The sequence below is a fragment of the Pseudoalteromonas luteoviolacea genome, from assembly GCF_021654285.1.
Classification (GTDB): Bacteria; Pseudomonadota; Gammaproteobacteria; order Enterobacterales; family Alteromonadaceae; genus Pseudoalteromonas; species Pseudoalteromonas luteoviolacea_J.
The window spans coordinates 63,550-88,285 of the sequence record NZ_JAKFZS010000021.1 but is presented as its reverse complement, the minus strand read 5'-3'; the positions used below and the strand labels follow the sequence as shown (position 1 = coordinate 88,285).

Annotated in this window: 20 protein-coding genes; 13 read left to right on the top strand and 7 right to left on the bottom strand. The window is 42.4% G+C overall.

The genetic code is table 11. From position 1 onward, the window contains the following. Window positions 1–49 precede the first annotated feature (49 nt). The 4 genes from L1077_RS18880 (at window position 50) to L1077_RS18865 (ending at window position 5,752) form a co-directional block, all read left to right on the top strand. Complete coding sequence (locus L1077_RS18880) at window positions 50–1,111, top strand: hypothetical protein (protein ID WP_237138476.1); 1,062 nt, start codon at window positions 50–52, stop codon at window positions 1,109–1,111. 582 nt (window positions 1,112–1,693) lie between these two features. Further along, the gene (locus L1077_RS18875; RefSeq protein WP_237138475.1) at window positions 1,694–1,891 is read left to right on the top strand and encodes a hypothetical protein; all 198 of its coding nucleotides are present in this window, start codon (window positions 1,694–1,696) and stop codon (window positions 1,889–1,891) included. Between the two features lie 475 nt (window positions 1,892–2,366). After that, complete coding sequence (locus tag L1077_RS18870; RefSeq protein ID WP_237138474.1) at window positions 2,367–3,395, top strand: cytochrome-c peroxidase; 1,029 nt, start codon at window positions 2,367–2,369, stop codon at window positions 3,393–3,395. Window positions 3,396–3,415: 20 nt separating this feature from the next. Then, entirely contained in the window at window positions 3,416–5,752 is a 2,337-nt protein-coding gene (locus L1077_RS18865; RefSeq protein ID WP_237138473.1) for a response regulator, read from the top strand. Between the two features lie 43 nt (window positions 5,753–5,795). Here the strand turns inward: L1077_RS18865 and L1077_RS18860 are convergent, their stop codons facing one another. Both L1077_RS18860 and L1077_RS18855 read right to left on the bottom strand, forming a co-directional pair. Next, window positions 5,796–6,671 carry an SDR family oxidoreductase gene (locus L1077_RS18860; protein WP_237138472.1) on the bottom strand — a complete coding sequence of 292 codons (876 nt, stop codon included), beginning with the start codon at window positions 6,669–6,671 and terminating at the stop codon, window positions 5,796–5,798. Window positions 6,672–6,962: 291 nt separating this feature from the next. Then, window positions 6,963–7,808 carry a type 1 glutamine amidotransferase domain-containing protein gene (locus tag L1077_RS18855; protein ID WP_237138471.1) on the bottom strand — a complete coding sequence of 282 codons (846 nt, stop codon included), beginning with the start codon at window positions 7,806–7,808 and terminating at the stop codon, window positions 6,963–6,965. A 123-nt stretch (window positions 7,809–7,931) separates the two neighbouring features. Between L1077_RS18855 and L1077_RS18850 the strand changes: the two genes are divergently transcribed. The 5 genes from L1077_RS18850 to L1077_RS18830 all read left to right on the top strand — a co-directional run bounded on the left by L1077_RS18850 (window position 7,932) and on the right by L1077_RS18830 (window position 14,318). Then, entirely contained in the window at window positions 7,932–8,837 is a 906-nt protein-coding gene (locus tag L1077_RS18850) for a LysR family transcriptional regulator (protein ID WP_063360972.1), read from the top strand. 101 nt (window positions 8,838–8,938) lie between these two features. After that, complete coding sequence (locus L1077_RS18845) at window positions 8,939–9,496, top strand: hypothetical protein (RefSeq protein ID WP_237138470.1); 558 nt, start codon at window positions 8,939–8,941, stop codon at window positions 9,494–9,496. Window positions 9,497–9,734: 238 nt separating this feature from the next. Continuing rightward, window positions 9,735–12,152 (top strand): ATP-binding protein, encoded by a 2,418-nt coding sequence (locus tag L1077_RS18840; RefSeq protein WP_237138469.1) that lies wholly within the window; start codon window positions 9,735–9,737, stop codon window positions 12,150–12,152. 104 nt (window positions 12,153–12,256) lie between these two features. Continuing rightward, the gene (locus tag L1077_RS18835; RefSeq protein WP_237138468.1) at window positions 12,257–13,444 is read left to right on the top strand and encodes an RNA polymerase sigma factor; all 1,188 of its coding nucleotides are present in this window, start codon (window positions 12,257–12,259) and stop codon (window positions 13,442–13,444) included. 259 nt (window positions 13,445–13,703) lie between these two features. Next, window positions 13,704–14,318, top strand: a complete 615-nt coding sequence (locus tag L1077_RS18830; protein ID WP_237138467.1) for a flavin reductase family protein — start codon at window positions 13,704–13,706, stop codon at window positions 14,316–14,318. Between the two features lie 47 nt (window positions 14,319–14,365). Here L1077_RS18830 and L1077_RS18825 read toward each other — a convergent pair whose 3' ends face one another. After that, window positions 14,366–16,867 (bottom strand): S8 family serine peptidase, encoded by a 2,502-nt coding sequence (locus L1077_RS18825; RefSeq protein ID WP_237138466.1) that lies wholly within the window; start codon window positions 16,865–16,867, stop codon window positions 14,366–14,368. Between the two features lie 722 nt (window positions 16,868–17,589). Here L1077_RS18825 and L1077_RS18820 point away from each other — a divergent pair. From L1077_RS18820 to L1077_RS18805, 4 genes are all read left to right on the top strand, one after another. Next, window positions 17,590–19,122, top strand: a complete 1,533-nt coding sequence (locus L1077_RS18820; RefSeq protein ID WP_237138465.1) for a curlin — start codon at window positions 17,590–17,592, stop codon at window positions 19,120–19,122. 61 nt (window positions 19,123–19,183) lie between these two features. Further along, on the top strand, window positions 19,184–19,552 hold the full coding sequence (locus L1077_RS18815; protein ID WP_237138464.1) for a curli production assembly/transport protein CsgE: 369 nt from the start codon (window positions 19,184–19,186) through the stop codon (window positions 19,550–19,552). A 2-nt stretch (window positions 19,553–19,554) separates the two neighbouring features. Then, on the top strand, window positions 19,555–19,968 hold the full coding sequence (locus L1077_RS18810) for a curli assembly protein CsgF (protein WP_419555229.1): 414 nt from the start codon (window positions 19,555–19,557) through the stop codon (window positions 19,966–19,968). After that, window positions 19,968–20,798: a CsgG/HfaB family protein gene (locus L1077_RS18805; protein ID WP_237138463.1), complete on the top strand. Its 831-nt coding sequence runs from the start codon at window positions 19,968–19,970 to the stop codon at window positions 20,796–20,798. Before L1077_RS18810 ends, L1077_RS18805 begins: the two co-directional genes overlap by 1 nt. Here the strand turns inward: L1077_RS18805 and L1077_RS18800 are convergent. From L1077_RS18800 to trhP, 4 genes are all read right to left on the bottom strand, one after another. Further along, the gene (locus L1077_RS18800; RefSeq protein ID WP_237138462.1) at window positions 20,764–21,480 is read right to left on the bottom strand and encodes a response regulator transcription factor; all 717 of its coding nucleotides are present in this window, start codon (window positions 21,478–21,480) and stop codon (window positions 20,764–20,766) included. The two genes, L1077_RS18805 and L1077_RS18800, sit on opposite strands and share 35 nt — an antisense overlap. 225 nt (window positions 21,481–21,705) lie before the next feature. Next, window positions 21,706–22,896: a M23 family metallopeptidase gene (locus tag L1077_RS18795; RefSeq protein ID WP_237138461.1), complete on the bottom strand. Its 1,191-nt coding sequence runs from the start codon at window positions 22,894–22,896 to the stop codon at window positions 21,706–21,708. Between the two features lie 204 nt (window positions 22,897–23,100). Further along, complete coding sequence (locus tag L1077_RS18790; RefSeq protein ID WP_046356970.1) at window positions 23,101–23,358, bottom strand: YfhL family 4Fe-4S dicluster ferredoxin; 258 nt, start codon at window positions 23,356–23,358, stop codon at window positions 23,101–23,103. A gap of 2 nt (window positions 23,359–23,360) precedes the next feature. Beyond that, a complete protein-coding gene (gene trhP, locus L1077_RS18785; protein ID WP_237138460.1) occupies window positions 23,361–24,719 on the bottom strand; it encodes a prephenate-dependent tRNA uridine(34) hydroxylase TrhP in 1,359 nt (452 codons plus the stop codon). Between the last annotated feature and the right edge of the window lie 17 nt (window positions 24,720–24,736).

The window sequence follows — 24,736 nt, the reverse complement described above, 5'->3', positions numbered from 1 at the left end:
GATGTGTGTTATGATCCCCTAAATACAACGCAATATAGTTCGATTAATAATGGTTAATAATAGAGACGATTTAATTCTAGCGACTTTGAGCAATAGTCAAAAGCTTCACAGTGAAAACTTTGAATACCAATCTCTATTTTTGAATTTGATCGTGCCAGATGCAACTAACGCGCGCTTTCTACCAAGTATTTTCATTGAGAACGAACATGCGAGACAGTTTACCGAGCGCAAATTAACAAAAAAGCAATTAGTTGATCTGTATGATGCTGAAGGTCAGGTGATAATAGGCAAAGACTGCATTATTAACTGCTTGAAATATGCCTCTAGCGATTGGAAAAAAGCGAATCAAACGATCGAGTCCATTATTGAGCTTGGTGAAAACATTTCGGTTTCAGAGATCATTCAAGCACCGACTGTATACCCGCTAGGCGGTAACAAGTACCAAATTTTAACAGGGCATAGACGGTTTTTTGCTTTAGTGTTTACCTATGGTCTTGATCACGCTGCGCAATTCAAGGTGTATGACTCAAAACCGTTGTTATACAAAGTTAAGCAGTTTCAAGAAAATGCCAGTCGTGAAGATCTGCCACAATATGGAAAGCTTCAAGCATTTTTATCAGCAATGCTTGAAATTGAAGGCGTTAATCAAGCGCGATTAAAAATTGGAGAGAAAAAGTTAACCGTTAGAGATAAAGCCAAAAATCTTGGTATCTCAATGGGAGCGTTTGATAATTATAACGTCTTAACGCGTTACCCTGAAGTAATGAAAGCATATGAAGACGGTCTGAGTGCTTCATTTGTTAAGGTTAAAAAAGTCATCTTAGAGTGTGAGCAAAACTACAAAATAGAGCATGACAAAAAGCTATTAAACATTAGCGATAAAAAACAAATAGGCGAGCAGATCACTGAGCGTTTATCTGGTAAAAAGCCGCGAAATAAAAAAATACCGACATATAACTTGAATAAAATTAGTCAAGTTGATGTGTTGAGAAAGTTATTGTTTACTGACGTATCAACGTTAGATACTAACATCGATTGGGCGGCATTAGATTGGGATGATTTTGAGCAGGTGAACAAAGTATTGGAAGAGCTACTTGACCAGCTCAGCTGACCTTATTAGCCATCTGAATACCAAAAATCAGGGGACATCCTCTGCTTTTTTGCATAATGTCTAATGGTAACCTGTTGTAAGTAAGTTGGACAGTCGCTTATGTTGCAAGAGAGGAATTTAAAGTTGCTTGGGTTACGCTTTCAAAAACTAATATTATTTCACTTTAATTAACTTTTTGATTTTTTGAGTGCCTAGTAGTATCTATGTGGGCAAGTGTTGATATCAGCTTCATTACTTAGTTCATGAAGATTAAAAGGGCGCTTGTTTACTTTACAATTCAACATTATCACACTTCTCAAATCTATATTTTTTAATTTTAAGCATCATAATGGTGTCCTTAGAAACCCAGTTTTACTGCGATGTGGCTACTTTTAATGCTTAGCTGTAGTTTATAGGCTGCCTCATTTAAATGGGTCTTTAGTATAAATAAAGTTCAAAATACTGTCTGCTTACCCTGTTATTAAATGCTTAATTTACCCTGTAAATTATTACAAGTAAGGCTCTTTTTATGATTTTTATTCTTCTAACTGTAAAGTTATTGTGTTAATTTTTACAATGAAAGTTAACAAGTGAGCGTGAGTTATGAACAATAATAATAATAAAAATGAGTATTTTAATGATGTGAACGCTTTTTCTTCAAGGGAACATGAATTGATGAAGAAAGCGTATACACAAGGTTACCTTCAGGGTAAAGAAGATGGCATTAATGGTATTCATATAAGTATGCAGGTAATTGAAAATACACTGTTTTATAAAAAACAATCTGCATTAGAGTTTTAAATTAGTCGTACAGCTTAGTAAGCAAATTTAGGTAAGAGTTACTTTGGGAATTATGCAACGTTGTTGTAGATTTACGTTGCAATACAGAAACGGTATGGCGGGAGCTTTCTCATTAACTAACAATGATGGTGTTTTAGGGATCTCAATTACTGTCTTCAAATTTAGGTATTCTTTTATCTAAACACTGCCAGATAATTTCACCTCAATTTCCCCTGTTTTCGTTCTCTCCCGTCTGAGTGTTTTTACTTAAATGGGAGCATGCATTGATGAATGCTATTTTGTGTTACATATTAAGACCTGACACTGACATGCTCATGTCGATATCATTCTCCGCGTCGGTTGCCTCCCTTTATTTGCTCATTGTCAAAATTAATTCTGACGTGGATTTCTAATAAATATTTCCAGTTACTTTATTTGCTTCTGTCTATACTTGAATGAATAGTTGAACAGCACAAGGCGTGTCAAGGATGCTGAAGTGAGTAGTAAGTACATAGCACTCATATCTACAATATTGCTTGCGATTATGATGTTATTGGTAATTCAGTTCAAATCGGCTCAGCAATACAATCAATGGCAACAGGATGAAGAGGTTCATTCTACAGAAATTATTTACCAAGAATTGAGCGTAGATGCCCCTATCCAACCCTTACCTGTGGTAAAGGAGTACGATGTTGCATGGGCGCAATTAGGAAAAGCCTTATTCAAAAGTCCCTTACTTTCATCGGATAACACCGTATCTTGTGCGTCATGTCATGACCTTTACAATGGCGGAGACGATGGTTTTCCTGTATCGGTTGGCATTAAGCAACAAATTGGTACCCGTAACTCTCCCACAGTGATTAATTCTGTACTCAACTTTCGGCAATTTTGGGATGGGCGTAGCCCAAATTTAGAGTCGCAAACACCCGAGCCTATCCATAACCCAATGGAAATGGGCACTAATTGGGAAGAGGTGATAAAAAAACTCAGTGGCCAACCGGGATTTGTAAAAAGTTTCAATGCGGTTTCAAGCGATGGGATCACAGCAGACAATATTATCAAAGCCTTAGTCGCATTTGAGGCGTCTCTTATTTCTCAACATAGCCCAATTGATGACTTTTTGCTTGGCAACCGCAGTGCTTTGACGCCTCAGCAACAGCGAGGGTATGACAAGTTTGTATCATACGGTTGTGTTACTTGCCATCAAGGGCGAAATATAGGTGGGAACTTATATCAAAAAGTGGGGCGCTTAGACAAAGTGCCGACCCAGTTACTCGATGATCTTGGGCGCTATGAGTTGACACAAAACCCGCAAGATAAGTACGTATTTAAAGTGCCCAGTTTACGTAATGTGGCGTTGACTGCACCCTATTTTCATAATGGGTCGGTTGACAGTTTGTCTGATGCGATCCGCATTATGGCAAGAGGTCAATTGGGTTTGGATTTAAGTGATGAGGATGTTGCAGATATTGAGGCGTTGCTGCAATCATTTTCAGGTGAGTTGCCGAGGTCTTTAGCCGAGTGAAATATTTAATAGAAGGATGTTTGCTAGTACTCATTTGGATGTTTGGCGCTCAAGCAATTGATGCTTATTTTATTAGTGCGCATCATGAGCAAGAGCTTAAGTTGAAAAGGCAGCTTCAAGGCATCGCGACGGAGTTGTCTCTGGAGACTTTTTCTGCAATGGACCGCAATGTCTATCACTTTGATAGACATGCACAGAAGCAGTTAGAGTTTGAACGCGTGATCAACGAGCTCGCGCTTAATTCAAGATTAAGTACTGAGCTTAAATCGTCACTCGACGAGTTCAAAAGTACCATAGATACTTATATGCAATTGGCATCTATGTTAAAAACATCATATCGATATATTGCCCAACTTGAGCTGACGAAAGGCGAATTTGATGCAGATACACAAGCATTGATCAGCAGCAGTATTGCGCTGGTTTCTAATCTCCATGTCACCAATTCTGTGCCTGTGGTTGATGGTGTTAATCACCAGCTATCCACTTTGGTATCTCAGCTCAAGCAGATAGAGTCTCAAGCGCCTAAACTGAGAGTACTGCGGTTGCATATCGAGTTTGTGTTGGAAAATGCACTTAAAGCATCCAATTTACTTGTGCCCATTCAACAAAGCGATGTTGCGATGGTTATCTTACGTGATATCAACGGTGTATCTCAGTCAATTGATACTGTTAAGTGGCAAATGATGCGTGCAATTTTATTACTTATTTGCGTGATTTTTTTACTGATTATTCTTGCACTCGCTCGCCTGTTAGTTGACTTAAAACAAGCGAATTTTATGGCGAACCAAGCTGCAGAAACGAAATCTCTGTTTGTGTCTAACATGTCTCATGAAATTCGTACGCCAATGAACGGGATTTTGGGCCTAACAGATATTTTACTCTCAACAGAACTGACGGGGGTACAGCGCAACTACCTTGAGAAGGTGCGCTTCTCAGCGAATGCGCTGACCACCATTATCAATGACATTTTGGACTTTTCTAAAATTGAGTCTAAAAAGCTGCATATTGAGCATGTGCCGTTTCAATTTGAGGACTTGCTGGATAACTTACGGTCTTTAATTACCCCACTAGCCAATACTAAAGGTGTGAAACTGGTTTTTGATTTAGACCCAGCACTTAGCAAACAATATATTGGTGATCCGGTTAGAATTAATCAAATTATGCTGAACTTTGCATCGAATGCGGTCAAATTCACTGAAGAGGGAACGATTACACTCAGGGTAAAGCAACAGCAGCAAGAAGGGGATAAGACCTGGGTATTGGTCGCCATTGAAGATACAGGCATCGGAATTGCGGCGGACAAAGTGGAGCAGTTATTTGAGCGCTTTACACAGGCTGAGTCGTCGACCACACGAAAATATGGTGGTACGGGACTTGGATTGACCATTTGCAAGCTGCTTGCGGAGTTAATGGGAGGGGAAATTCAGGTACACAGTGAGCTGGGAAAAGGGTCTCAATTCTCGGTGAAACTGCCTCTTGAACTTGTGTCCGGTCCTCAAGCAGAGATTGAGCATCAGGTGTTATCTGGCTCAATTTTAATTGTTGAAGATGACCCGATCTATTTAGAGATAAGTAAAAATATCGCACACTCGATAGGGCTTCAAGTGACAGGTGTGACGACCGGACAAGATGCGCAATCTATATTAACAGAGCAGACATTTGATATTTTATTAGTCGATTGGGTTTTGCCCGATTGCGAAGCCAATGAACTGTTAAATAAGCTCAATGAGCAAAACAACTTGCCTAAAAAAGTCGTGATTTATACAGCTCATACCAGAGAAAGCATTGAAACTGAGTCGGACTTTCCGATCTTGTATAAGCCGCTATTAAAAAGAGATTTGATTGAAGCGCTGACAACTGAAGCAACGACCTCGCAGCCGAAAAAGCAGCCAAAACAGGTAAATCCTAAAGTCACAGATAAGCAGCAAGGCAAAAAGTCCCAAGATGTGAGTTCTGATGTGCTGCAAGGTAACAGCATGCGCGTACTGCTGGTTGAAGACAATGAAATCAACAGGATCGTTGCGCTCAAATTATTGGGACGTATTACAGGTGTTGAGGTCGAAGTAGCACAAGATGGTCAAGCGGCTGTGAACACAATCACAAAGCAGCAAGGCCGTTTTGATATTGTATTTATGGATATTCAGATGCCAGTTATGGACGGGGTTGAAGCGACCAAACGCATACGTGAAAAATATTCTGCGGAGCAACTAAAAATCGTCGCGCTTACGGCAAATGTTATGCAATCTGAAGTGGACAAATACCTAGCAATTGGCATGAATGGTCATCTGGGTAAGCCATTTAAAATGGATGAGCTAGAAGCGGTGTTTAAACATCATATGACAGAGTTAAATTCATAATCAGACCTCGTAGCCAAGGGGAGGCTACGAGGAAGGTTGGGGTCTAGTTTTGCTTTAATGTTAGCAGGTGGTGCATATCGTATAGCTTATAAATATGTTGCATCGCCGCTTCTCTTGCTTGATTGGTTGCTTCAATGACCGGATTAAGTCCTGAGCCATCCACTGTGGTTCTAAACGGACGCTCCGCTGCTGGTGTCTTCAATAATTCAAGTACTGCGTCGGCAACCATTTGTGGACTCGGGGCTGTATCCGCATCGTGTCCGGCTTCAGTGCCTGCCCACATTTGCTCAGGGGCATCGGCAAACTCACCATAGCTTTGAGTGACTGCTTTATCACTTGAACGCAATAGATTTGCGCCAAAGTCGGTACCAAAACCACCTGGCTGTACAATAAGAGATTGGATACCGAATTGAGAAAGCTCTACTCTGTAGTTCTCTGCCAATCCTTCCACGGCGTGTTTGGTGGCATTGTAAGAGCCCAAAAATGGCAATACAAACTGACCTAGAATACTTGATACTTGAATAAGTGCACCGCTACCACGCTGTTTCATGTGCCCTAATATCGCGCGCGTCATGCGTTGGACGCCAAATACATTAATGTCGAATACTTTTTTGAAGTCATCAATATCAAAGCTTTCTTGCCAGCCCAATGTGCCCACACCAGCGTTATTAATCACAACATCAATATGTCCGGCTTGCTCGATGGCTAAAGCGACGCCGTCAGTCACGCTTTTATCATCGGTGACGTCAATGTCGATAACCATGATGCCGTTGGCTTTGAGCTCGTTGGCAATCGATGCATTTCGCCCTTGAGGGTCACGCATTGTGCCCACCACTTTAAAACCTTGGCGAACAAGGGTGTTTGCGATCAGGTATCCAAAACCACTGTTAGAACCGGTAACTAAAACAGACTGTGTCATATCTTTACTCCAAAATTAGCTCTCTGTTGAATTGCGTTTAGATTATCGATGTTAGTGGTATTAATGAAATTAATTACTTTTATTTAGGTATTAGTAATATTAATTCGCAGTGGGTGAGCCAAGTGTGTCGGGTATGCATATGGGTTAAATTTAATCAAAATTGCAAAGTGATTGATTGCAGATGATGTAAGAGAGCGACATGCCATTGAGTACATAGGTTTTTGAAGTGGAGGCGAGTACAGTAGGAACAAAAAAAGCGTGCCGAGGCACGCTTTATCGTAAAAGAGCGGGTTATTGCTCAAGTTGTTTTAGTAGAGCTTTTGCTACACCGACAGAAGACTTGTTGTTTTGACCTGTAATGAGTTCGCGGTCAACAACAATATGTGGATGCCAATCTTGTTCACCGCGAGAGTATTTACCGCCCGCTTTGGTTAAGGCATCCTGCGGCCAATAGTGCAGCTCATCACCACCTAGGTAATATTTCGTTGCGACAGTCTCTTCTGAATTACTAAACGTGGTCATTTGATAGTCTGCATACACCCAGCCCTGTGCAGGTTTAGCATCTTTGTTTTGCTTCATCTGTGTTTCAAACTCTGCTGCATTAGGCAGTGCGGAGAGCAGAGCTACTGGGCCATGGCAAACCAATCCTGTCGGTTTTTGCGCTGAGTTAAAATACTTTAAGAATTCGCCTAGCTGGGGATTGGCAACCAGATCTCCCAGCGGCGCATGTCCACCCGGTACAAATACGGCGTCAAATTTCTCGATACCAATTTGCTCAATACGAGAGAAGCTCATCACAGGGCTGTGTGACTTATCATCGATCATCAGTTGATTGAATAACGCTTTATGCGCTGTGTAGTTTGCTTTGCTGGTATCTAAAAAGTGATCAGCGGTATCAGACACAGGGTCTAGTCTTGGGGCCATGCCTTTTGGCGAGGCAAAGGTTAAGGTGTGACCCGCTTCTAAAAAGAGTTTTACAGGCTCCATTAGCTCATTGAGGTACACACCCGTTTTATATTCGGTGCCATTTTTGAGGGTCATTTTTGCGGTATCTGACATCACAACCAAGATGTCATCAGCCAGTGCGATTGGGCTTAAAGTCAAAGTGCCTAGTGTAAGTAGCGTTTTTAATTTCATGGTGTTTCCTATTTTTGAAACTGTGTATTCGTTTGATGCTAAACAGCTTATGAATTTAGCTTTCATTAATGAAATTAATTGACATAATATAGTCATGAACATGATTAATAGTTGAGTGGTGGTATGGCTAATATTTCAGATATCGAATTGAATCAACTCAGGTTGTTGCAGATTATATTCGAGACAAAAAACTTAACTCGAGCAGGCGAGAGAGCGGGGCTGACACAGTCGGCGGTGAGTCATACACTCAAAAAGCTGCGCCATAGTTTTAATGATTCGCTGGTGATCCGCCAAGGCAATCAGTTAGTCATGACGCCTCGTGCAGAGACATTAAAGCCGCAGCTTAATCGTTGGTTAAATGATTTTGAAAAGAATATTCTCTTTCAAGAGCAGTTTGAACCAACAACCTCGACACGTACATTTTATATCGCCACGAGTGATCTGGTAGAGCAAGCCCTATCAGCGCCATTGATCACCCATTTAGCTAAGGTAGCACCACAAGTGCGGGTTGTGTTCACCAAGTTGGACAAACGCGGGTTGGCCAGTCAAATTGAAAGCGGTGAAGTAGATTTTTCAATTAGTGTTGTTGAGTCCAGCCACCCGAGCTTGATGGTGACAACCCTATATCGTGATGATTTTGTCTCGGTGGTAAAAAATGACCATCCAATATTGGCAAATCCGCAGGATGTTAAGTTGTTTTGCCAATACCCTCATTTGCTCGCGGGCACTGGCAAAGACACCCGAGGCATGGTGGATGATGCGTTAAATGAGCATGGTCTCTCACGGACTGTGCAGTACAAGGTCGCTAATTTCTCAAGTGCGCCATATATCGTTGAGCAAAGTGATGCCATTTTTACTGCACCAAGGCGTTTTCTCGATGCGATAAGTAAGCAATTTCAAATCTCTCAATTCGAAACACCGATACCCATGAAAAGTTATGCCATGAAAGTATACTGGCATATTAAAAATAAAGATGAGCAGGCGATTAAGTGGTTTCGCGAACAGCTTGTGGCGGTGGCCAGAACATAGTGATGATTTTGATTTATCGGGTTTGTGCTGTGGCTAGACGCAATTAACTGTATAAACATGGTGATTGATTTATTATCGGTGTGAAAATAAACAAGGAGAGCATGATGCGTGCACTGTCTTTTTTGAGTGGTTTGTTACTGGTAGGTTGCTCCGGTATGCAAGCTGTCCCTTCTTTTGATGCTAACAATTGGCGCTATGCGACCGATCCTCATGGCAGCCAAGTGATTTTGGATGAGCCTCTTGTACAGGATGACCGAGTTAAAATTGGCTTTGATCGTGTCCCAAGAGTTGATAAGCAAAATAACTCCTGGGTAGAACTTATTTACGATATTCCCAAGGGTAACTTGACTGATTTAACGACCATTGAAGTCACTTATCAAAGTGATAAGCCGTTAGTGATTAAGCTGTCGCAAACTGAATATGGTGGCGATGGTGATAAAAGCTACGCGCATTATCAGGTAGTTTTGCCAAAGGCTCTTGAGCCGAAAACGCAGCAGGTCACCCTTGAGCAGTTTGCTCGACCAGATTGGACACCTAATTGGTCACAAGATAAAGGTATAGTAACGGCTTCTGTCTCTGCGCTGTATTTTGTGCCTGATTTAACCGATAAAGCGGGCGGCCGCGCGATGATGACGATCCATGGGCTGACATTAAAATAGTGAAGGTGCCGCAACGGCATCTATTCCATATCCTAACGATGATGCAGGTTATAGCATGGCTAGGTGAATATTTTTTACTTGCTCGATGACATTGACTTAATCAAGGAGTTACAGGATTAATTTGAAAATTGGCTAATATTGGCAATGATTAAGTAAATGCATAGGTGGTTAGATGGTTTATGAATTGTTGTCGATTAAGTTTGTTAGCCGTTTTGGTCTGTAAATAGATAGGGCGGTTATGGGTGTAAAATACCGCTCGACGCCGTGGTTTGTGCCTGCAATATCAGCAGTCTTGGTGTTAACTATATTGCTGTATTACAGCATGTTAGAGCAATCTAAGTTAATTGATAAAGAGCTCTATGAAATAAAAGAGCAGCGGGCATGGCAGGCGGCGTTTATTGCTGAGCAAATCGAACAACGATTGCAGTACGCTGCAGACTCATCGACTAGGCTGGCAAGCGCCCTTCAGTCTAATTTCGAAAGCGCAGATGCTAATCCCACTCAAAAGTTCACGGATCTTATTCAACCGTATCCAGATGGCTCTATTCGTTCGCGCAAGGAGGGCTTTAATGGGCAAGAGCAAGCAGGGGTTTATTTACCTGTGGGCACCGACTTGTCTGCGCTGCAAACAAGACGGTTACTGATTGCTAAACAGACGGTGGAGACGTTCGGTCAAGGGGCGCTGTCGAATCAATTCTCTGATACTTGGTTTATGAATGAAGCGGGCGGTATCGTGATTTTTTGGCCAGACGAGCCTGATTTCGTGTTTAAAGCAAAAGCAGGCTTCAGTTACAAAGGAACCCCTTGGCTTACCTCTGATGCGCCTCCTGGCACATACTGGACGCCATTAATTGAAGATCCGATTCCCGAACTACTTATGTTGTCAGCTGTGACGCCTGTTTATGTCGATGGTATTTGGTACGGCAATGTCGGTCATGACATTACACTGCAAAGCTTGCTAGATAATGCCAAGCTGTTAAAAGGTGCTCAGCAAAGCAGCTTTATTTTGCTTAATGAAAAAAGTGACATTGTCGCGTCAGACATCACTCATTTGGTACAAACAGAGCAAAGAGCGGGTTTTGAAGCGGTTGAGCAAGGGATCTGGTATGAAGCATATCAAAAGCTATGGTCACATGAGACAGCCTATTTGGCTCATAAGTCTCGGCTCTTTACGATGTCAATTATTGAGTCAAAAGGTTGGGTTTTATTAACGTCTATGCCCTTGCAACCCGCGATCGATAAAATTGATCAAGCCTTTATTGCAGTGCAGACAATGGCATTTATCAGTATTGCAGCAGAGGTCATTATTCTGACTTTGTTGTTTGCGTTTTTTCACCGCCGTAACAAAGCTTATGTCAAACATCTGCAAGATATGTCGCAGATCTTATCTGATGAGAAACTGCGCTATGAAACCTTGGTGGATAAAATCCCTTCAATTGTCTATCGCTGTAAAAATGATAAGTACTGGACCATGATGTACTTGAATGGCGCGATAGAGTCTGCAACTGGGTATCTTGCCGAGGATTTTATTCAAAATAAAGCACTTGCATTTGCTGATATTATTTACCCAGATGATCAAGGCATGGTGTGGCAGGTGATCCAGGATGAGCTGGCAAACAGTGGTCGATTTAAAGTGATTTACCGGGTGATTCACCGTGATGGCGGTATTCGCTGGATGATAGAGCGCGGAGGTTACAGCGATAATCAGCAAAGTATTGAAGGAGTGATCACAGATATTACGGAGCTCAAAGAGGCTGAGCAAAAGTTGAAAGTCGTGAATTTGACGCTAGATGAAAAAGTTGCATTGAAGACCTCAGAATTACAAGCAACAAACCAAGATTTGACGGATAAGACGGTAGCACTAGAGGCGTCATTGCAGGCACTGCAGCAGACACAACAAGAGTTAGTTGAAGCGGAGAAAATGGCGTCAATGACCAGTATGGTGGTGGGCATGGCCCACGAGATAAACACGCCACTTGGCAATATCGCCACAGCAGAATCAGTGATGCAGTCGCAGCTAGCGGGGCTACTCAAGACGATAGATAATGAACAACTGAAAAAGTCGGAATTACTGAGAGTTTTGGATGTCATTGAACAGAGTTTGCAGTCTAATCATGCAAGCTTGGTACATTTACTGAAATTGAGTGACAAGTTTCAAGGCTTAGGCTATCGACACGAAACGGATCCAGCGACATCGCGTATATTTACTTTGTCTGAATTAGTCACTAGCATCATTGAAAAATATGCCGCCAAATTTGCCGATAGGCAAGTGACATGTAGTTTGGAACTAGAACCAGATATTATGCTGTCGGGGCCCGCCGAGGCCATGGATGAAGTACTGAGCAAGCTGATTGAAAACTCACTTAAACATGGCTTTGTTGATATGCCTTCAGGGAATATTTGGTTAAACGCACAGTTTTCGCAAAACAAGCGTATGATCATGCTGACGTACGGTGATGACGGTTGTGGTATTGAGCAGGCTATGGCGAGCAATATTTTTGTGCCATTTGCTGGACAAGCGCTTGGGAAGGGAAGTAGTGGGCTTGGTCTGAGCCGCGTATACAACATCATTCACCAAGAGTTTGGTGGCAAAATAGAGCTGCAAACGAAGGCGCAATCAGGTACCCACTTTGTTATTCATTGTCCGGTAAAATAAGTTTCTTACCTTTCATTTTTTACTTTGAAAAAAACCTCATATTTTTGTCACAGTTATCTTCTTGGCCGTGACTTTATTTATAACGACAGTTGGAAGGAAAAGTTATGATAGAGTCAAAGGCGTACTTACCGGTTTCGATGCAAGGAGAAAATGCGATGGATGTTGAAAGTCAGCTTATTCAATTGGTGGAGAGTGCAAAAGCGGGCGATAAAAAAGCATTTTCTGTTTTGGTAGAGCGGCTATCTGGCGTGGTGAGCAGCATTGCATTGGCAATCACCAAAGATGTTGCACACAGTGAAGATGTCAGTCAAAAGGTGTTTATTAAGGCATGGCACAAGCTGGGAGAGCTAAAAAGTAACGCCAGTATTTTACCTTGGATAAGGCAGTTAACGCGCTATACAGCCATTAACCACCTTCGCGATCAGGGGGCGGTATCACATAAACAGGTGAGTTCAGCACAGGCCGAACGGGTTCTGCAACAATTAGTAGATGGTGCAAGCGAGTTAGATGATATGCTGATTAAAAAACAGCAATCAGCGCTACTGTATCACTTTTTAGATAAATTGCCTGATGACAGCAAAGAGGCGGTTTTACTCTATTATCGAGAAGGTCAAAGTACAGCACACGTGAGTGCCTTACTAGGGGTCAGTGAAAGCACACTGAGAAAGCGTTTGGAGCGTGTGCGCACTCTACTTAAAAGTCAAATGATGGCGAACTATGGCAAGCTGATCTTAGCGACCGCACCGGTTGGACTGTCATCGCTGGTCTTATCCCTTGCTGTCACTTCCTCTCCTGTAGCTGCAGCGACGCTCGGTGCTGCGACACAATCTCAAGCCTCGTGGTTATGGAAGTTGATGAGTATTTTCGGCGGTGCGGTGGCTGGTGGGGCGATGGCTTTACTTGCCAATGATATCAGTGCCAAAAGGGCGCTTAAACATTTTGATGACCCTGAAGTGGTGGCCAAATTACATCGCGCTCGTAGGCTAACAAATGCATGGATAGTTGTCAGTGCGCTGCTGATGGTATTGGCTTATCAATTTAGCGCAGGTTGGCTATTCCCCACCTTAAGCTATGTATTTTTATTGATAGGTGTGACCCGGTTTACAGTGATTATGGCTGTGGCAAATAAGCAGCGGATCGTTAAACAGGCACAAGGCGATGAGCTCGCATACAAACAACTCTCAAAGCAAAATAAATTTGGCATGTTAGGTTGGGGGTTTGGCGTCATCGGCGGCACTGCCGGATTACTCTGGGGGTTTGAGTTGAGTGGTCGCTTTGCACAGTGGGTATGATACTGTGAGCTAGCCAGTGTGAACACTTCATATAAAAGTCGTTTTATTAATAAAGCGGCTTTTGATTTTTGAGCATGACGAAAAGCGGCTTGATATTAACTTTATTATTGTTAAGACGTTCTTTAACTTTTAGGGAGGTTTGAGCTGGTAGCTTTAAATAAATGTTAGGGCATTATGTTTATACTTTTCAATGAGCTCGATTTATTTTCATGTACAATTCGTATGCATGCACATCCGCTACTTAATTAAGGCCATCATAATGATTTTAGATTTTAAGGAATTATCTCCAAATCATGTTTACCATACATTGACCCAAACTGTGGTGCCTAGACCGATCGCATGGGTATTATCAAAAACAGCAAAAGGCACGCTGAATTTAGCGCCTTTCTCATACTTTACCGCGATTAGCTCAGATCCTGCCATTTTGATGTATGCAGTAGGACAAAAGCCAACGGGGGAGTACAAAGATTCAGTGGTGAATGTCGAGGTGACACAGGAGTTGGTGATCCATATTGCGGACAGTACGTTAGCACATGAGGTAACACAATCAGCAGCCTCGTTACCCAATGATGAATCAGAGCTTGATTTACTCGATTTGGCGGTGTGTGATTTTCCTGGTTCCACTTTGCCTCGTATTGAAAAAGCAAAGGTTGCCTTTGCATGTAAGTTACACAAAGTGGTTGAAATGGGGGAATTACCGATGAAGCTCGTTTTTGTTGAAGTTACTCATGCTTATATCGATGATGAAATTGTACAACTGGATGACAAAGGACGCAGTAAAGTCGATGCGTTAAAGTTAGATCCATTAGCGCGGCTAGGCGGAGCTGAATTTGCCAGTTTAGGTGAGGTGTTTAAATCTGCACGGCCAAAGTAGCCGTGCAGCGTTAAAGGTCATAGGCCACTTTGGGCGCTATTTATAGATTATTGAAAGTTAACGGTCACTTCTGGTGAGCAAATATCGCCTACTTGACACAGTTTGTAGGTGTAGCTGGTCGCTTCTGCATCACGCGTGAAGTCACGGAACTTACCTGTGTTGTTTACTGTGTTAACTAACTGACCATCACGGTAAATGGAAACTTGATCCGCAGTAGAACCACTCCAGCGTAATTCAACACGAATTGAGCCTAAACGCGTTTTGTTCGCTCTCACCACTTCAAGAAGTGGCTTATCGGCACTCACTGAGATAGTTTGTGTGCTAGCGTGCGTGTGACCTTGGCTGTCAGTGACTGTGAGTGTCACCTCATACTCGCCTGAAGCAGCAAAAGTGTGTAGTGGGTTTTGTTGGTCGCTGGTATTGCCATCACCAAAGTCCCACGCTCTGCTCACAATGTCATCGTTGACATCAGTACTGGTGTCAGTAAACGTGACATCTAAGCCGTCACGTACAAAGTCGAAACCTGCAACAGGTGGCTGTTCAGAAATCTCACCAATACCCGTCAGAGTAAGAGACCAGTTGTTGAGTGTGCCAGTATCAACCGCAGCGTTATCAACTACTTTTAATGTCCAATCACCTGCAGCAACTTCACCGTTAAAGGCGCTTGATGCAAAGCTGCCTACGATATTGTCTGCGCTACCACCGGCACGGTTGTGTAAAGTCGCCACGGTACCAGTTGGTGACGTAAGGGTAACAAGTAAATCACCGATATAGGTATGGCTAATATTTAGAGCCGTACTAGAGCCAAAAATAGTAATTGGATCAACAATGGTGATCTTAGACTCCACACCTTCAGCAGCGTTGTCAGGAATATCTACACTGGTCGTATTGTCATAGGTGAAGTCACGCATACCTTGCGGCAACACTGACAGCGCTACTTGCTTCTGTTGGCTAAGCTGGCCAGACGTTGCGTTCACTGTGAAGTTATATGCGCCCCATTGTGTTTCTGCTGTGGTAGGCACACTGAGTACTGCTGTCTCACCCGGCGTAACCGTTGTGGTTGATAGGGTAACGCCGTTCAAATCACCGGCTGCTGTCAACGCTATTTCACCTTGCCAATTCGCAACTGAAGTGAACGTCAATTGATACTGAGCGGTTTCACCTGCTGTAACCTCTTGTGCAACAGGTGACGCTACCACTCTAAAGCCAGGCTCTGGGTCAGCGTCAATGAGTGCTTGATGCACATCAAGACGTTTACCTGATACCGTTTTTCCTTCCAGTGCAGGGATTGGCTTACCTGAATTCATAAGTAGGTTTTTAAGCTCAATGGTAGTCAGGCTAGGGTTTACAGCAAGCGCTAAGGCCGCAGCGCCCGCAACGTGTGGCGTTGCCATTGATGTGCCTGAGAAAGACGAGTAGCTGCCACCTGGCACTGTTGACAATACATCACTGCCTGGCGCACCTAAATCGACAGAAGTTAGGCCCCACTGTGAGAATGAAGACATGCTATCAGTGTGTGTCGTCGACGCGACAGCTAAAACGCTATCATGGTCATAGCTTGCAGGGTAGCTTGGTGACACATCATTGTCTCTGGCACCGTTACCAGCCGCCGCAACGAATAAGATACCGGCCTGATCACTCGCTGTCATTGAGTCATATAATGCTTGGCTAAAGCCACCACCGCCCCAACTGTTGTTTAGTACACTGACGTTGTGGCCCGCATTTTTCAAACCGACCATATAATCGATACATTTGATGGCATCGGCGGTTGAGCCACTACCTGATGAATTAAGGAATTTACAGCCGACAATGGACACTTCATGGTTAACACCTACAACCCCAGTTGCATTGTTGCCAGATGCGCCAATCGTTCCAGATACGTGTGTACCATGCCCTTGGTCATCCATTGGGTCTCCGCTATCAGTAATGGCATTGATACCATATACATCGTCAATATACCCATTACCATCATTGTCTACGCCATCCCCAGCGATTTCACCTGGGTTTACCCACATGTTTGCGCTTAGATCAGGGTGAGTGTAATCCACACCGGTATCAATGACCCCGACGATGACATCACGAGAACCGACACTAATATCCCAAGCTTCAGGTGCATTAATATCTGCATCGTTAGTGCCGCCTGTCTGACCTGTGTTATGTAAACCCCAAAGCTGATCAAACAGACTATCATCTGGGATAGCCATTGCCTTGACTATGTAGTTTGGTTCTACGTAAGCAACAGCTGGGTGATCTTCGAGTAATTTGATGGCTTCTTTAGGTGAAACTGTGCTTAGGTCAAACTTTGCTAAACGACCTTTCAAGATATTTTTGTAATTATCATCTTTGCCATCAGCATTGCTATCTGAGATACGTGCTTTAACAAGTTGGCGAGCTTGCGCGCGCATTGCAACACTTGCATTGTCTTTAAACACTACAAGGACACTATCATCAATAGTTTGAGATGTTGATTGAATTTGCACTGCGGCGTGAGATGTAAAAGCAAGCAATGGCGTGAGCGCCAGCGTTAAAGCTGTAAGTTTAGTTTTCATCATTCTTCCAATTTTAGTTGTTCTAAGTTGTAAGAAGTGGTGCGTATTAGCACGACTACTTTTTATTAGGACTTCTATCTATAAGAACTGATGACGGCATCGTTTTGGGCAACGACAATCAACTTAATATAGAGATTGTGAGCACATCAAATTGAAATTAGTTCAACGGTTAAATTTCATGTTTTTTTGTGGCATTTGAGAGCTGTTTTAGATGGTGGTTCATACTTTTTTGGTATTTTTTAATCTGGGGACTTTAAAAATTTGAGTTTTTTTTACTCATACTTTTTTTGTATTTTAGTGTGCGCAATCACATTGTATGTAATGTCTTATGGGTAAGTTTATGATAATTATAAATTAAATTATTCAATAAAATTTCTCATTTATCTTCCTCACATACCAATTTAGAGTGAATACGTGACTCACTTTAAAGTCTATCGGGTTGGATAAAAACACATACTGAAATAGATCAATAAAGTGACAAACTAATAATTAAAGAACTTCAAAATAAGAACAGGACGCATCGTGATTTATTCTCAATATCTTTGTGATAGTGAATAAATCAATTTTATTTAGCAGTACCACTCTTGCGAATTGACTTTAATTTAATTTGAGCATTTTTTGTCTTGGCAACGGCAAAATTTGACGCAGTTAACTTGAGTTAAAGTGGCGTGATAAAGGTACTAACACCAAATTAAAAATACTAAAACACTAAGGAGAAAAGTGTGAAGTTTTCTAAATCATTAATTAGTTGTGCGCTTGCTTTGGCATTTACCCAATCGGTTGCTGCGCAAACAATAGAAGAGACGAATAAAACACAAGCTACCTCTACTTTAAGCCAACTTGAAAGAGGTGCTACAACAGGTAATTCGCTGACAGTGACACAAAATGCATCTGTCGGTGGTAATACACTAGTGAGCTTTCAAGAAGGTACTAGTAACCTTGCGAATGTCACAACAACTGGTAGTTTCAACGAGACGACTACGAACCAAACTGGTAACAGCCATGCGATTTTGGTGACCACAACGGGTGATAATAACATTCAAAGTTACGCGCAAGAGGGTGACTCGCACGGCGCTGAAACCGTGATCACAGGTAACAGTAACCAGCTTGCAGTAGCACAAAGTGGTCAAGGCTACTTAGGTATTAATAACGAAGTTGAGAATGTTATCAACGGTGATGAAAATGATGTGCGTGTATCGCAGAGCACGGGCGGTCACTGGATGTACAATAAAAACATGCAAGGTAACCAAAATACGGTGACCAGCACGCAGTCAGGCGAATGGCATGAAGTCCACTTAAACAATGTAACAGGCGATCAGAACGCCTTTACGATTGACCAAAATGGCACGTTCAGCAAAGTTGAAGTCGAAGCAGTTGTTGGTAATGACAATGACATTGAAGTGACACAAGTTGGCGACGACCACCGGGTGTCTATTTTACAAATCAATGGCGATGATAATGATATTGAGCTTGAACTCAGTGAAGGTGATGACAATGCTGTTAATATCGCTGGTATCATCGGTAGCGATAATGACTTAAAAGTGGACCAAGAAGGCAGCAAAATTGAGTTTGACAGTGGCTTGTTTCAAGGCAGTGACAATGATGTCACCGTGACGCAAAAAGGTGATGAATCTTCAGCTGCGGTGGATATTCAAGGTAATGACAACACCGTGATCAGTATGCAACAAGCTACAGCGCAAGCGCTGGGTTCAAATGCCTTGTATGTTGGTCTTGTGGGTGATAACAATGAAATCTCAACGACACAGTTAGGCGATACTAACGATGCACACATTGCCTTGTTTAATGGTGATGACAACGATGTGGATCTCGTACAAAACGGTAGCCAAAATGAGTTTTTATTACAGTCGTCAGAGCCAGATCCAAGTATTGAGTCTAATAACAACGACATCACAGTAGTACAGTCTGATCTTGGTAATAGTGCAGCTGTTACTATGGGTTATGTGGTGGCAAGTTCAGATAATCAGCTTGATATTGCGCAAGCGGGTGAGCTGAATGTCATTGATTTATTACTTGAAGGCAGCAACAACTCTATTGACTTGGCACAAGATGGTAATAATAACTTTGTTGCAGGCATCGAGTCTGGCGGCTTTGTCGTCGCGGGTAATGACAATATTGTGTCTATCAGTCAAACGGGTAATGGTAACCTCGTTGAAGGTGGTGTTGCAGGTAATGCACAAACTTTGCGTATCACGCAAATTGGTGACAATAACGTCGCAACGATTACACAGCAGTAATTACAGGAGGGGGCTTTGCCCCCTTATTACTATGAAGTACGCATTTTGTATTTTGATACTTTTGGGGCAAAGCTATACCTCTTTTGCGAAGCCCTCGAAACACCATGAAGAAGTTGAATTAGGTGGTCTTGTTATGGACCAAAGCATTAGTCGCTTTGGTTATCAATTTTATTATGATTTCTCCCAACTCTGGCGAGAGGTGCCTAATACTTCTGGTGTCAATATAACCATAAAAGAAACTGTCCTGCCGCGTGCTGGTACGCGATTAGATGTGCGCATGAATCGTCATTTGGTTTACAGCACGGCGATGGGACGACGAGGCGGATCTCTAGATGAACGTGTTGAAGCGGCTTTATTTGCGGTCATGGATGCAATGGCCAGTGCGCAACATCAACAAAGATCCCCTGATTTAGCTGAAAGTGGATGGTAAAAATGAAAACAATAATATTAGCCTCTTTATCTTTTTTCACGTTGAGTGTGTCAGCAACTGAAATCGTTTATAAACCAATTAACCCGTCCTTTGGCGGTAATCCGCTCAATGCCAGTATGTTGCTTAACAAAGCCAATGCTCAAAATAAACATCGCGCGCCAATTATAGAAAAGTCATATGGCGAGCGTTTTCAAGAGTCATTAGAGCGCACTTATCTCAATCGTATGGTCAGAGAAATTTCTGATATGGCGTTTGGCGATGATGTTGAAGATAGCATTTTTAATGAAGACTCGACATTTACTAGTGGTGATTACGAAATACAGGTCATCACCAGTACTCCTGACTCGATCACCGTGCAGATCAAACACATTGATAACGGAGATACCACAATCATTGAAGTGCCGAGGTTTGGCTAATGTATAAAGTAGTGACAATGTGTTGTTTAGTTTTTCTCAGTGGCTGTAGTAGTTTGGGAGCCGTTTTACCCCCAGCGCAAAGCTTGCCTAAACCATTAGAAAAAAGCCATGAATTTGCCTCGTTAAAGGCTTTGCCGGAGCCGATTGGCAAAATCCCCGTCGCCGTTTATTCATTTCGTGATCAAACAGGGCAGTATAAACCAAAAGACAATGTGAGTTCATTCTCCACGGCGGTGACGCAAGGGGCAAACTCAATTTTGATGCAAGCGTTACATGAAACACAATGGTTTATTCCTGTGGAGCGTGAAGGTTTACAAAACCTTTTAACTGAGCGAAAAATCACCCGGGCTGCGATGACAGATGAGCAAAAAAAAGCAGCGAGCTTGCCTCCACTTACCATGGCGAAAATTATTTTCGAGGGCGGGATCATCAGCTATGACTCTAATGTAAAAACTGGCGGTTTAGGCATGGAGTATTTTGGCATTGGCGCGTCGGAGCTGTATAGAGAAGATGTGATCTCCATTTATATGCGAGCAGTAGATGTGCGAACAGGACAAGTACTGCTATCGGTGGCAACCACGAAAACCGTGTTGTCGATGGAAATGCGTGCTGGTTTTTTCCGTTATGTCAGTTATAAACGCCTAGCCGAGGCAGAAGCTGGTTTTAGTGAAAATGAACCAATGCACATCTGTGTTACCCAAGCAATTGAAAAAGCGCTGACTATGATAGTTGAACAAGGCATTGAGCGCGGTGTATGGGCTGCAAAAGAGCAAGTTGCAACCCAAATTACCAACTTTAATGACGCTGCATCGATGTCGGTACAGAGTTAAGCGGAATGTGTTTTTGTGCCCAATTGGCTAACTCAATGCGATTTCTTGAGTTGGTCTTTTTAAAAGCACTGTAAATATGCGTTTTGACGGTGTGACTGCTGATGTTAAGTGAGTCTGCGATATCATCGTTCTTCGCGCCGCTCGCCAATAACTTGATAACAGACTTTTCTCTGGCGGTGAGTAAGTCTAACTCAGAGTCTTGAACGTCGAGCGAGGTTGGGCGAGGCATATTTGGCAGTTGCTGGATAAGTTCGTTAAATGCCTGCGAGATAGAGGTGCGACAAAACCACAGCTCGCCATTTAGTACCCTTTGGATCCCTTTAAAAATATTTTCCGCAGAGGTACTCTGGTAAATGACGCCTTTTATGCGTGCCAGCAGTGCTGTTTGCTCGTTAACCAAATTGGCTTGTGCGTTAAATAGTAAAACATTTTGTTGTGATGCTAGTGCACTGACTTCTGCACTGAGTAAGTCTTGACATTCGCGATGGCTGATATCAACTAAATATAAGTCAAATTGATCACGTAATGTGTGGTCGGGTAAGCGTGTATCTATTTTTATCTGGCTACTAGTGGCTTCGAGTATTTTTACAAACCGGATGAATTCAAAATCTTGTGTGTCGGTTTTGTTGTGAGTTAAAACAAATAGACTAACTTCCTTGTTGCTAGTTTCAATCGCTTTCATATTTTGAGACGACCTCTTGTTGTTCCCATTACTATTAAATATACATATTTTTCACAATAAGTTTAGTTTTAATTTTCAATTTATTTTAATAGTATCACAAATTAATTATAAAGTATGGTTATACAAAAGTGTGAGGTAACGCTGTGTTTTTGACAGGATAACGAGTATAAAGTGGTAATAAGGTCGCTGATAAACGACCTTTTACGTCATTTGTTATTGTAAAATTTAATGGTATAACCTAGACCAAGCGCAGGTTTTGTAGCCATTCTTTTCAAAATAAAAGCGATAGCAATTACTATCATAATTGTAGTTGCCAACATCAATGCGGTAACCACTGATATAGGCATTGTGTAATGACACAAAACGGCCGTTGTACAGTAAAGAGAAGTGCACGTGTGGGCCGCTAGACTGACCGCCTTGACATAGTGCCATATTTCGGTTGTTGGCATAGCGTCCAAGCCAAGCACCCGCAGAGACGTAATCGCCTGAGCTATATTGTAAATTATCCATATGGTAATACTGAGTCGCGTATCCACTAGGGTGCGTTACGCGGATATTACAAGCGGAATAGCGCGTGACCCTTCCTTCATGGGAAGCTTGCACCCAAGGGGTATTGGAGCCCCACCCACCAGAACCATTGTTAAAATCTAACGATGAATAAGGGTAACCAGAGCCTGTATTTGAATGTGCCCCACCACTGGTCCATGAATAACCTGAAGGCCATGGCAAATTCATTGAAAAACTATTTGCGGGGATATTATTTGTTGGTTTGAAGGTAGTTTCATAGGGAGAGAATAAATCTCTTGAAACTAACAATTTATATTGAGATGCAAATGAGGCCAGTGCTTGTGGGCTGCCCAGCAAGCTCGAAAGTGCGGCCGTGGCTGCGTTACTCTTGATTGAACTGTGATGAGCTGCATGCTCCTCAAAGGCATAAAAACGCTGGTTTAGTTGCAATGCCACATCTTTAAGTTGTTGTGAGAACCCGGTTTTTTCAGACCAATGATTGAATGGCTTCAATAAAGACTTTTGACTTGGTGCGCTGATGAGCTGACTTGCATGCTCCATGAGAGCGAGCAGTAACTTGGGGTTGATACTGGTATACCCAGCCCAGTGTAGCAGTGCATCTTGGTGTTCAATTAAGTGCGGCGCTACGCTGTAAAGAAAAGTGCTCCAGTCTTCATTTACTAACTCATTAGTAAAAATAAACTGTGTTTCATCTACTTGAATAAGTGGGTTGATGGCCAGTTGTTGTAATGTTTGTGGGTTAAAATTGATGGGCGTGATATCAAGGTGCTGTCCCTCGGCATGGGCTGTTATTGAGGTGAATATGAGTGCAGGTAGCACTGCGGCCATTATTGAGGTGAATATGAGTGCAGGTAGCACTGCGGCCATTTTATTAATAGGTGATTTCATGTTGTATCCTCTTGATTGTTTTTTGTACTGCTTTTATGTGTATATCGAGAAGTAACAAAATTGTAAAATAAGAGCTTAAGCACTAAATAAGGGAGTTTGTATAATAAAAAGTACAAATAGAGAGAATAATGAAGAGTATTGCAATAATGGCATGACGCAATGGACAAACACCATCTGAAATAATGGTGTTTGCCAATAGGTAGGTTACTGGTCTAATTGACCGGTTAGACGAAGGTACTTGTCTGCCAAGGTATCAAGGCTTTCCAAATGGTTTGGGTCTGGCTTAATACAATCTATAGGACACACGCTAACACATGTGGGTTGATCATAATGGCCTACACATTCAGTGCATTTATCTGGGTCAATTTCATATACTTTACTGCCCATGTAAATTGCTTGGTTTGGACATTCAGGGTCGCACATATCACAGTTGATGCATTTGCTGGTAATAAGCAGCGCCATATTTATGCCTTTTTAAATGGGTTGCGCGTGTCTTCATCGGTGCCCAAATTACGCATTAAAATAGCATGGTCTAAGTTGATGTCTTCTGGCAATGGAATTTGCACTATATGTCCAGAGCCTTTGGCATCGGTGATGGTTTCACCTTTTTTGTTTTCCATATGCTCTAAGTTAAACGCAATATTCCCTTGTGGGGTCATGAGCTCTAAGCTGTGTCCGGTACAAAATTTATTTTTCACATCAATATCGACCAAGCCATTATTATTTCGGCCTAAGATTTCGCCGACAAATTGCTGCTTGTCAGAAATCGAGTGACCGAATTCATAGTTTTGATAATCCTGATGTGCATGACGTTTTAAGAAACCTTCGGTATAACCACGGTGAGCAAGGTTTTCTAGCGTGCGCATAAGGCTAGGGTCAAACGGCTTACCTGCAACGGCATCATCAATGGCTTTACGATATACTTGAGCGGTTCTGGCAACGTAATAAAATGATTTGGTTCTGCCTTCAATCTTTAAGCTGTGTACGCCCATCTTGGTCAATTGATCCACGTATTGCACTGCGCGTAAATCTTTTGAATTCATGATGTAAGTACCATGTTCATCTTCAAATGCAGGCATAAACTCACCTGGGCGGCCTTGCTCTTCTAGCATGAACACCTGATCGGTTGGTTGACCTTTACCAAGCGTTGGGATCACCGCTTTTGGGTCAACTTTATGGACGACATCGCCTAATTCGGTTTCTTGCCCTTGTTTGACATCATAGCTCCAGCGACAGGCATTGGTACAAGTCCCTTGGTTTGGATCGCGTTTGTTAATATAACCAGAGAGCAAGCAGCGGCCAGAATACGCCATGCACAGTGCGCCATGAACAAAAACTTCTAATTCTGTTTGTGGACACAAAGCACGAATTTCAGCGATTTCTTCAAGTGAGAGTTCTCGAGATAAAATGACGCGTTCAATCCCTTGATTCGCCCAAAATTGCACCGAGGCATAATTTACAGCATTGGCTTGTACTGAGAGGTGGATGGGCATATCAGGCCATTTTTCACGAACTAACATAATTAATCCAGGATCTGACATGATCAATGCATCAGGTTTCATTGCGATGACAGGCTCAATATCTCTTAGATAGGTTTTTACCTTGCTATTGTGCGGTGCAATATTCGACACCACATAGAGCTTTTTATTTTGCTGGTGGGCTTCGTTTATGCCGATCTCAAGGTTCGCTAAATCAAATTCATTGTTGCGCACACGCAAACTGTATCTTGGCTGTCCGGCGTAAACTGCATCTGCGCCATACGCAAAAGCGTAACGCATATTCTTTAAACTGCCTGCCGGTGATAGTAGCTCTGGTACAAACATTTCTAGACCTCATACAT